Source organism: Stenotrophomonas sp. GD04024 (genome assembly GCF_029837545.1).
Taxonomy (GTDB): domain Bacteria; phylum Pseudomonadota; class Gammaproteobacteria; order Xanthomonadales; family Xanthomonadaceae; genus Stenotrophomonas; species Stenotrophomonas forensis.
The window spans coordinates 1-9,802 of sequence record NZ_JAOEDV010000118.1 but is presented as its reverse complement, the minus strand read 5'-3'; the positions used below and the strand labels follow the sequence as shown (position 1 = coordinate 9,802).

General features: G+C 67.6%; 8 protein-coding genes. 6 read left to right on the top strand and 2 right to left on the bottom strand.

What is annotated here, in order from left to right; all coding sequences use genetic code 11:
* The first annotated feature begins 231 nt into the window (after window positions 1-231).
* From N7590_RS21100 to N7590_RS21085, 4 genes are all read left to right on the top strand, one after another.
* Window positions 232-3,453, top strand: a complete 3,222-nt coding sequence (locus tag N7590_RS21100) for an efflux RND transporter permease subunit (RefSeq protein WP_164242769.1) — start codon at window positions 232-234, stop codon at window positions 3,451-3,453.
* Window positions 3,446-4,609 (top strand): efflux RND transporter periplasmic adaptor subunit, encoded by a 1,164-nt coding sequence (locus N7590_RS21095; protein WP_164242770.1) that lies wholly within the window; start codon window positions 3,446-3,448, stop codon window positions 4,607-4,609. The genes N7590_RS21100 and N7590_RS21095 overlap by 8 nt, the downstream gene beginning before the upstream one ends.
* On the top strand, window positions 4,596-5,990 hold the full coding sequence (locus N7590_RS21090; RefSeq protein WP_164242771.1) for an efflux transporter outer membrane subunit: 1,395 nt from the start codon (window positions 4,596-4,598) through the stop codon (window positions 5,988-5,990). The genes N7590_RS21095 and N7590_RS21090 overlap by 14 nt, the downstream gene beginning before the upstream one ends.
* Before the next feature lie 77 nt (window positions 5,991-6,067).
* Window positions 6,068-6,310, top strand: coding sequence for a hypothetical protein (locus tag N7590_RS21085; protein ID WP_164242772.1), 243 nt, complete (start codon window positions 6,068-6,070; stop codon window positions 6,308-6,310).
* Between the two features lies 1 nt (window position 6,311).
* Here N7590_RS21085 and N7590_RS21080 read toward each other — a convergent pair whose 3' ends face one another.
* Complete coding sequence (locus N7590_RS21080; protein ID WP_053511695.1) at window positions 6,312-6,602, bottom strand: putative quinol monooxygenase; 291 nt, start codon at window positions 6,600-6,602, stop codon at window positions 6,312-6,314.
* A gap of 62 nt (window positions 6,603-6,664) precedes the next feature.
* A complete protein-coding gene (locus N7590_RS21075) occupies window positions 6,665-7,753 on the bottom strand; it encodes a DUF5694 domain-containing protein (protein ID WP_164242773.1) in 1,089 nt (362 codons plus the stop codon).
* Between the two features lie 132 nt (window positions 7,754-7,885).
* Between N7590_RS21075 and N7590_RS21070 the strand changes: the two genes are divergently transcribed.
* A complete protein-coding gene (locus N7590_RS21070) occupies window positions 7,886-8,455 on the top strand; it encodes a GNAT family N-acetyltransferase (protein ID WP_164242782.1) in 570 nt (189 codons plus the stop codon).
* A 255-nt stretch (window positions 8,456-8,710) separates the two neighbouring features.
* Window positions 8,711-9,802, top strand: a 1,092-nt coding sequence (locus tag N7590_RS21065; RefSeq protein ID WP_279935866.1) for a PAS domain S-box protein, incomplete at its 3' end; no start/stop codon positions are given.

Below are 9,802 nucleotides of genomic sequence, written 5' to 3'. Positions count from 1 at the left end.
GTCCCCGCACTCCGACACCGCCCCGCCATCCCACGGACAGCAGCATTTGCTTTGCTGTTGCTGTTGCCGGCCAGCGGCCGGCACTACCGGAGGTGCAGGGCGCAGCCCTGCCGAACCCACTCGCTTCATGAAATATGTTTCATCTGCGGCACAGCCTTGTTTTAGCCGGCAGCCACGATACTTGCCGGCCTGCGCTGCCCGCGGTGGGCAGTGGCACCGTCGGAGAGCCGCATGCTCGGGTTGGTCAGGACCGCGCTCAACAAGCCTTATACCTTCGTGGTGATGGCCATTTTCATCTGCATCGTCGGTCCGCTCAGCGCGCTGCGCACCCCCACCGATGTATTCCCCGATATCGGCATCCCCGTCATCGCCGTGGTCTGGCAGTACACCGGCCTGTCGCCGGATGCGATGGCCGGGCGCGTGATTTCCCCCTATGAGCGTGCGCTCAGCACCACCGTCAACGACATCGAGCACATCGAATCGCAGTCGCTGGCGGGCATGGGCGTGGTCAAGGTGTTCTTCCAGCCCGGCGTGGACATCCGCACCGCCAATGCGCAGATCACCGCGATCTCGCAGACCATCGTCAAGCAGATGCCGGCCGGCATGACCCCGCCGCTGATCCTCAACTACAGCGCCTCCACCGTGCCGGTGCTGCAGATGGCGTTCTCCAGCCCGACCCTGGGTGAATCGCAGATCCGTGACCTGGCGCAGAACACCGTGCGCCCGCCGCTGACCTCGATCCCCGGCATGGCCATCCCCGCACCCTACGGCGGCAGGCAGCGCCAGATCACCCTCGATCTGGACCCCCAGGCGATGGCGGCCAAGGGCCTGTCCGCGCAGGACGTGGGCAACGCACTGGCCGCGCAGAACCAGATCACCCCGGTCGGCACCGCCAAGCTGGGCAGCAACGAATTCACCGTGCTGCTCAACAACAGCCCCAGCGAGATCGAGGCGCTCAATGACCTGCCGATCCGCACCGTCAACGGTGCGGTGGTCACCATCGGCCAGGTTGCCCATGTGCGCGATGGCTCGCCGCCGCAGACCAACATCGTGCGGGTCAACGGTGGCCACTCGGTGCTGATGGCCGCGCTGAAGAATGGCGACGCCTCGACCCTGACCCTGGTCAGCCGTATCCGCGCCATGCTGCCGCAGATTGGCGAAACCTTGCCGCCATCGCTGAAGATCTCGTTGCTCGGTGATGCGTCCACCTTCGTACGCGAATCGATCAGCAGCGTCGCCCGCGAGGGCATCATTGCCGCGCTGCTGACCAGCGTGATGATCCTGGTGTTCCTCGGCAGTTGGCGCTCGACCGTGATCATCGCCGCCTCGATTCCGCTGGCGGTGCTGTCGGCCATCGCGCTGCTGTCTGCCGCCGGGCAGACGCTCAATGTGATGACCCTGGGTGGCCTGGCACTGGCCGTGGGCATCCTGGTCGACGATGCCACGGTCACCATCGAGAACGTCAACTGGCACCTGGAGCAGGGCAAGGGCGTACGCGAGGCGATCCTTGATGGCGCCGCGCAGATCGTTGGCCCGGCATTCGTGTCGCTGCTGTGCATCTGCATCGTGTTCGTGCCGATGTTCCTGCTCGACGGCATCGCCGGCTATCTGTTCCGACCGATGGCGCTGGCGGTGATCTTCGCCATGGCAAGCTCGTTCGTGCTGTCGCGCACGCTGGTGCCGACCATGGCGTTGTACCTGTTGCGTCCGCACCGGGTGGAGGGCGGGGCAGGCCATCATCCCGAGGATGCGTTCCTCAACCATCATGAAGGCGATCATCCGCAACCGCCTCGCGCACGGATGGCGGCCACGCTGGTGCGCTGGCAGCAGCGCTTCGAAGCCGGATTCTCCGCCACCCGCGACCGCTACCACGCGCTGCTGGGCCTGGCACTGGCGCACCGGGGCCGCTTCCTGCTGGGTTTCATGGCCTGCGTACTGGTGTCCTTCGCGCTGCTGCCAACCCTGGGCCAGGACTTCTTCCCGGCCACCGAAGCCAGCGCGTTGTCGCTGCATGTGCGCCTGCCCCTGGGCACGCGCATCGAGGAAACCGCTGCAGCGTTCGACCGCATCGAAGCGCGCATCCGCCAGGAACTGCCGCCGCAGGAGATCGATGCCATCGTCGACAACCTCGGCCTGCCGATGACCGGCATCAACATGGCCTACAGCGCTACGGGCACCATCGGTCCGCAGGATGGTGACATCCAGGTCTCGCTGAAACCGGGTCACGGCGATGCCGCCGAATACGCGCGACGCCTGCGCGAGGTACTGCCTTCGGCCTTCCCGGGCGCCAGCTTTGCGTTCCTGCCCGCCGATACCAGCAGCCAGATCCTCAACTTCGGTTCGCCGGCACCGCTGGACGTGCGCATCGCCGGACCGGATGCGGCCGGCAACCGCGCCTATGCGCAGGAACTGCAGCGCCGCCTGCGCCACGTGCCGGGCCTGGTCGACCTGCGCCTGCAGCAACCCGATGGCTACCCGACCCTGAAGGTGGAGGTCGATCGGCTTCGCGCCAATGGGCTGGGCATCACCGAGCGCGATGTCACCAACAGCATGGTGGCGTCGCTGGCCGGTAGCGGCCAGGTCGCCCCGACATTCTGGTTGAGCCCGAAGAACGGCATCTCCTACAGCGTGGTCGCCGCCACGCCGCAGTACCGCATGGACAGCCTGGCCGCACTTCAGGCGCTGCCGGTCACCGGCAGCGGTGGTGGCGTGCCACAGGTGCTCGGTGGCCTGGCCGAGATCCAGCGCGGCTCCAGTTCGGCGGTCGTTACCCATTACAACGTGCAACCCACGCTGGACGTATATGCCAGCGTGCAGGGCCGCGATCTCGGCGCCGTGGCGGCCGACGTGCAGAAGATCATCGATGGCATGGCAGGCCAGCGGCCGCGCGGCACCGAGGTTGGCCTGCACGGCCAGATCGATGCGTTGCACGTGGCCTTCACCGGCCTCGGCTACGGCCTGCTGGCCGCGATCGTGCTGATCTACCTGCTGATCGTCATCAACTTCCAGTCCTGGACCGATCCGTTCGTGATCATCACCGCGTTGCCGGCGGGCCTGGCCGGTGTGGTCTGGATGCTGTTCCTGACCCACACCACGTTGTCGGTACCGGCATTGACCGGTGCCATCCTGTGCATGGGCGTGGCCACGGCCAATTCGATCCTGGTGGTCAGTTTCTGCCGCGAGCGCCTGGCCGAGCATGGCGACGCGGTCAAGGCCGCACTGGAAGGCGGTTTCACCCGCTTCCGCCCGGTCTGCATGACCGCGCTGGCGATGATCCTGGGCATGCTGCCGACTGCACTGTCCACTGAGCAGAATGCGCCGCTGGGCCGCGCGGTGATCGGCGGCCTGCTGCTGGCCACCTGCGCCACGCTGCTGTTCGTGCCGGTGGTGTTCGCATTGGCCCACTCCCGTAAAACCCGTACTGCTCCTGCCGGAGAACCCCTGCATGTCTGAGTCTTCGCTGCCGCAGCATTCGCTGCGCCGTCCTCTGGTCCTGGCCGCCGCCGTGGTGGTCATCCTCGTTGCCGGTGGCCTGGCCCTGCGCGCGCAGCAGGCACACGCCGTGGTCGAGTGGACCGAGCGCCAGGCGGTGCCGTCGGTGCAGGTGGTCACCGCCGGGGCGCGGGGTGCTGCGGGAACGATGACACTGCCGTCGCACCTGAGTGCCTGGACCGAAGCACCGATCCACGCCCGCGTGGGCGGCTACCTGAAGTCGTGGAGCGCCGACATCGGCCAGCCGGTGAAGGCGGGGCAGGTGCTGGCGGTAATCGACAGCCCGGAGCTGGACCAGCAGATCGCGCAGGCGCATGCCCACCTGCTGCAGGTGCAGGCCGACGCGGCGCTGGCCAAGGTCAGCGCCGAGCGCTGGCAGGGCATGCTCGGCAGCCATTCGGTATCGCGCCAGGAAGCCGACGAGAAGCAGGCCAATGCGGTGGCCGCACAGGCCAGCGTGGAAGCGGCGCAGGCCGACTACGCGCGGCTGCAGGAACTCGGTCGTTACCGCACCTTGCGTGCGCCGTTCGATGGCACCGTCACCTCGCGGCAGACCGATGTCGGCCAGTTGATCCGCGCCGATGACAGCGGGCGCGAGTTGTTCAACATCGCCGATACCCGACGCCTGCGCCTGATGGTGCCGGTACCGCAGAACAGCGCGGCCAGCATCCATCCCGGGCTGCAGGCAACCTTGCAAGTACCGGGCCAGGAGGGACGCCACTTCACCGCGATCCTGCAGGGAGACTCCAGCGCGATCGACCGCAGTTCCGGCACCCTGCTGGCACAGTTCGTGGTCGACAATGCCGATGGCGCACTGCTGCCCGGCAGCTACGCGGAAGTGACGCTGCCACTGCAGGGCGGAGGAGCTGGCGTGAGCGTGCCAGCGGAGGTGTTGATCTTCCGGGCCAAGGGCACCCAGGTGGCGGTGGTCGACAGCAAGGACATCGTGCACCTGCGCGACATCCATATCGCCAGTGACCTGGGCAGCACGCTGCGCGTCGACCGTGGCCTGCAGGCCGGGGACAGGGTCATTCCCAATCCGCCTGATGCACTGCGCGAAGGTGACCGGGTGCATGTGGTGGCCGGCGGACAGGAGCCCACGCATGCCCGCGGCTGAACGCGCTGCTGTACTGGCGGCGGTGGCGCTGGCATTGGCTGGCTGCTCGCTGGCGCCCGCCTACCAGGTGCCAGCGGTGGCAGTTCCGGTGGCCTATGAACGTGCAGGGGCCGCTGCCGGATCAGGGGCGCTGCCACAGGCGTGGTGGCAGGCCTTCCAGGACCCGGTGCTGGACCGGCTGCAACAGCAGTTGGGCGCAGCCAACCCGAGCCTGGCGTTGGCCGTGGCGCACTACGATGCAGCGCGTGCCGCAGCAGGTGAAGTGGCATCGGCGCGGGCGCCGCAGGTCGGCTTCAGTACCGGCCCGGTGCGCCAGCGGCAGTCCGATGACAAGCCGCTGCGCAGCGCCACCCAGCCAGCCATCTATGACAGCAATACCGCCACGTTCTCGCTGTCGTTCGACCTTGATCTGTGGGGCCGCCTGCGCAACGCGGCTGCCGCGGGCAAGGCGCGTACCGAAGCCAGTGGCGATGACCTTGCCGCTGCGCGGCTGAGCCTGTCGCAGCAGTTGGCCGGGCTCTATCTGCAGCTTCGCGGCGCCGAGGCGCAGCAGGCGATCCTGCATGACAGCATCGAGGACTACCGGCAGGCGTTGGCGCTGACCGAAGACCGTTTCCGTGGCGAGATCGCTTCGCAACTGGACGTATCGCGGGCGCAGCACCAACTGGCCAGCGCGCAAGCCGATCTGGATGCGCTCGACGGCCGCCATGAACTGCTGCGGCATGCCATCGCCGAACTGGTTGGCGCGCCGGCCACCGGCTTCGTCATCGCCGACGCGGGTCTGCCAGCCCTGCCATCGGTGCCTGCCGATCTGCCCAGCAGCCTGCTGCAGCGACGGCCGGATATCGCTGCCGCTGAGCGCCGGGTGTTCGCTGCCAATGCGGGCATCGGTGTGGCGCGCGCCGCGTGGTTCCCGCAGCTCAGTCTCAGCGGCCTGCTGGGTGGCCAGACCTCGGGTGGCAGTGCCCTGCTCGACGCGGGTAACCGCTACTGGGCGCTGGGTCCGCTGGCGGCGCTGCCGGTGTTCGATGGCGGCCGTCGCAAGGCGGCCAAGGCCGAGGCCTATGCCGAGTTCGACGCGGCCTCGGCGCAGTACCGGGCCACCGTGCTGGCCGCGATCCGCCAGGTGGAAGACCAGTTGACCCTGCTGCGCCAGCTCGATGCGCAGCGCGGCCACGAGCAGGATGCGGTGACTGCGGCGCGGCGTGCCGAGCAGATCGCCAATGACCGTTACACCGGTGGTGCGGTGAGCTACCTGGACGTGGTCAGCGCGCAGACCGATGCCCGCCAGGCGCAGTTGGGGCTGCAGGACATCCAGAGCCGGCAGCTGCAGGCCAGCGCGGCGTTGATGGCGGCGCTGGGCGGAGGCTGGTCGCGATAGCCGCTGGAGGCGGTCTCAGCCTGTGAGAGGGCGGGGCGGAACAATCGCCCCATCCACCCCGGACAGGAGAGTGCACGATGATGGCCTGGAATCGAACTGTCGTCGCCGCCTACGCACCGGCGATGATTGGCTGGTGCCTGGCGCTGGCCGCCGGCTTGCGCCTGGAACAACTGCGAGGCGACCTGCATGCGCAGGCGTTGCTGCCGCTGCTGCACGGCGGCGTTGTAGCGTTGCTGGTGCTGACACTGGCCTGCACGCTGGCCGCAAGCGCGGTGCTGTGGCGGGCCAACCGGCCATCACCACGAACCGCCGCCCCGTGATCTACAGCGCAGCGGCTTCCATCAGCACGAACCGGCAGGGCGCACGCTGGAAGGCGTTGATCTGTGGCACCAGGCGCTGGAAGTGGTCGCTGGCGCAGTGGAGGTCGAGCGCGGCGCGGTCCGGCCAGAGCTCGATGAAGACGAAGTGCCCGGGATCCTTCTGGTCAACGAACAGTTCATAGCTGACGCACAGCGGCTCGCGCTGCGTGCACGCGACCAGCTCCCGGTAAAGCGGAAGCACGGTTTCCACGGCATCGGGATGGATGAAATCCTCGGCGATCACCTTGAGCATGTCGGTACCTGCAACGCGGGCCCTGCAGGATAGTGCCGACGCAGGGCCGGCACCATCCACCGTCAGCGCAATACTGCGTCCGCACTGACCAGCTGCACATCGTGCATCTGGTTGAGGTAGGCCTCGTAGTAGCCCTTGTGCGAGGCGCCGACGATGGCCAGCATGCGGCTGCCGGGATGCAGGCCCAGCACGTCGCGCATGTTGGCGACCATGCGCAGGTTGCGGGTTTCCCAATAGCCGACATACATCCTGCCGAACGCCTTGGCTGACGGCTCGACGAGTGTCGCGCCGAAGTCGCTCCGGTACGCGTCCATCGCCGCCGCAGGGCTGTTGTAAGCCCTGTACAGCGCCAGCACGCCGTCGGGCTTGTCCAGGTCGGCCACCAGGCGCTTGTCGGCTTCCCGCCGCGCCTGCGAGTGCGCGTTCTTCCAGGCGCCGGTGATGGCGGCGCTGGCCGCCGCTTCGTCCTCGGCAGGCGTGGGCGAATCGGCGGTGTGGTCGTCCACGGCCCAGAGGCGCTCATGGCCGAGGCGCGCAGCGACTTCGGCAGCGATCAGATTCGTTTCATTGCGGCGAGCCAGGCCTTTGTCGAGGAACTCGACCAGGGCCGCGCTCAGCCCGTCGCCGTCCTTGCGTTCGGCGGCGGCCAGGCGCAGCCACTGCACCTGGGCCGATCCCCGTTCGCCCGCCGCCAGGAACAGTGCGGCCAGCCGACGACGCTGGGCAGGCGTCGGATCATCTGGCCAGTTCGAGAGCAGGCGCTCGACCTCGGTGTTCGCAGCGGGCACGTCCAGCCCGGTCGCGGCCTGTGCGGCCGAAGTGTCGAAGCAGTAGGTGGCCACGCTTTCCGCGTAGCGGGCGGGGTAGCGGCGCATGAAATCACACTGCAGGCCGGACAGATCCTCGGTGGCGATCAGCTCGGGTTTCCAGGCGACCAGCCGCTGCAGCAACGGCTCAAGCAGGGCCGGCTGGAAGGTCTTGGGCAGCCCGGACAAGTGCGTGCTGCCCAGTACCAGCACTTCGTTCGGGCGCCCGGCGGGCGGCCCCTTCAACTGGTCGGGATGGAAGGTCGGGCGATAGGGGGCATCGGCGGCCAGGGCGCCGGCGCTGCACAGGCCCAGGATCAGGAAGCTGGCCAAGCGTGTGAACATGCGATCTCCGTGTCAGTGAACGTCCTGCAGTCCGCTGCATGCTGGCCATTTTCATCTGCCTCGGAATCTCCCGTTGGTCATGCAAACCTTTTCGGCTTGATCTGCATCGACGTTCGGGCGAGCCTGTGCTCAATGAAGGCAACGACGACCCCTATCCCGCGTGCCAGCGACTGGACCATCGGCAGCCCGCGGCTGAGCCTTCGGCCCTTCACAACGGATGACGCAGGCGAGGCGTTCATCGCGATCACGCCGGGGCTGACCCGCTACATGGCGTTCGATCCGCCGGCATCGGAGCAGGCATTCGCCGTGGTCTGGCGCGCGTGGTTGCTCACCATCGCCGATGGTTCGGACTTCACATTCGTCATCCGCCGCCGCACGGACCACACCTTCCTTGGCCTGGCAGGCCTGCATCGTACCGGTGATGCGGAACCCGAGCTGGGCATCTGGATCGCTGAATCCATGCATGGGCAGGGCTATGGCCGCGAAGCCGTGTCGGCGGTGCTGGCGTCCGCATCCCTGCGGCTGGACTGCGCCGCATTCCGTTACCCGGTAGCCGAGCAGAACGCGCCCAGCCGGCGCCTGGCGGAATCCCTCGGCGGTGTCCCCGTCGCGCGTGAGCAAGCTGTGAAGTACATCGCGATTGTCTACCGCATCCCAGCAATAGCATCGCAAGTTGAGACAGGCGTCGCGGAATCCCGCTAAAGCCGCCCGCCCCATCGCCGATATCCCCTCTGGATCCCGCTCCAGTCACCCGCTGCAGGACCCCAGGCTGCCCCCGATGGGCGGTCCGCGCTGTGTGTTCCGCCGCTCCCAGATGCCGATCGCACCCGCACCAGATGTTCTTGCCAGCCGCTCGAGGGTGCCCACCCGGTACCTGTAGTCCCAAGCAACTGAAGTTGCCGCCGGGCATCCCGCCCGTCGGGTCGCAACCGCTTACCGGACACCGAGGATCAGACAATGCTCATTCCAGGCTTCACGGCGGGCGCGCAGGCGCCGGCCGAGCTGCATACCCGTTGGTCGCCGTGGCGTGCGCTGCTGGGCGCGCTGGCCCCGCAGCAGCGCACCCGCACCGAGCCGGCGGCGACCCACCGCGCCGAGCTCGAAGCCCAGGTTGCGGCGTTGCACCGCGTGCAGGCGGTCATCGAGTTCGCACTCGACGGCACCATCCTGCAGGCCAATGACAACTTCCTGCAGGCAATGGGCTACCGGCTGGACGAGATCCAGGGCAAGCACCATTCGCTGTTCGTCGATCCCGAACTGGCACGCAGCGCGGAATACCGTGATTTCTGGGCGAGGCTCGGGCGCGGCGAGTACGATGCCGGGCAGTACCGTCGCTTCGGCAAGGGCCAGCGCGAGATCTGGATCCAGGCGTCGTACAACCCGGTTCTTGACCAGCAGGGGCGGCCGTACAAGGTGGTCAAGTTCGCCACCGACATCACGGCGCAGAAGCTGCAGGCGGCCGATTCCGCGGGGCAGCTTGCCGCGATTGGAAAGTCGCAGGCGGTGATCGAGTTCAGCATGGATGGCCGCATCCTCTCGGCCAACGACAACTTCCTCGCCACCACCGGCTACAGCCTTGATGAGGTGCGTGGCCAGCATCATTCGCTGTTCGTCGAGCCGGGGCATCGCAGCAGCGATGAATACCTCCGGTTCTGGGAAAAGCTCGGGCGCGGCGAATACGATGCCGGGCAGTACCGCCGCCTCGGCAAGGGCGGGCGCGAAGTCTGGATCCAGGCCTCCTACAATCCGATCCTCGACCTCAACGGCAAACCGTTCAAGGTCGTCAAGTACGCCACCGACATCACCGCGCAGGTGCATGAGAACCAGGCGATGCAGCGTGCGGTTGCGCAGACCCGCGAGGTGGTGGCCGCAGCCAAGCAGGGCGATCTGACCCGGCGCGTGGCCACGGCCGACAAGCAGGGCGCGATCGCCGAACTGTGCGACGGCGTCAACTCGCTGGTCGAGGCGATGGCCGCGATCATCGGCCAGATCAAGTTCGCCGCCGATACCATCGCGGTCGGTGCGACCGAGATCGCCCAGGGCAACAGC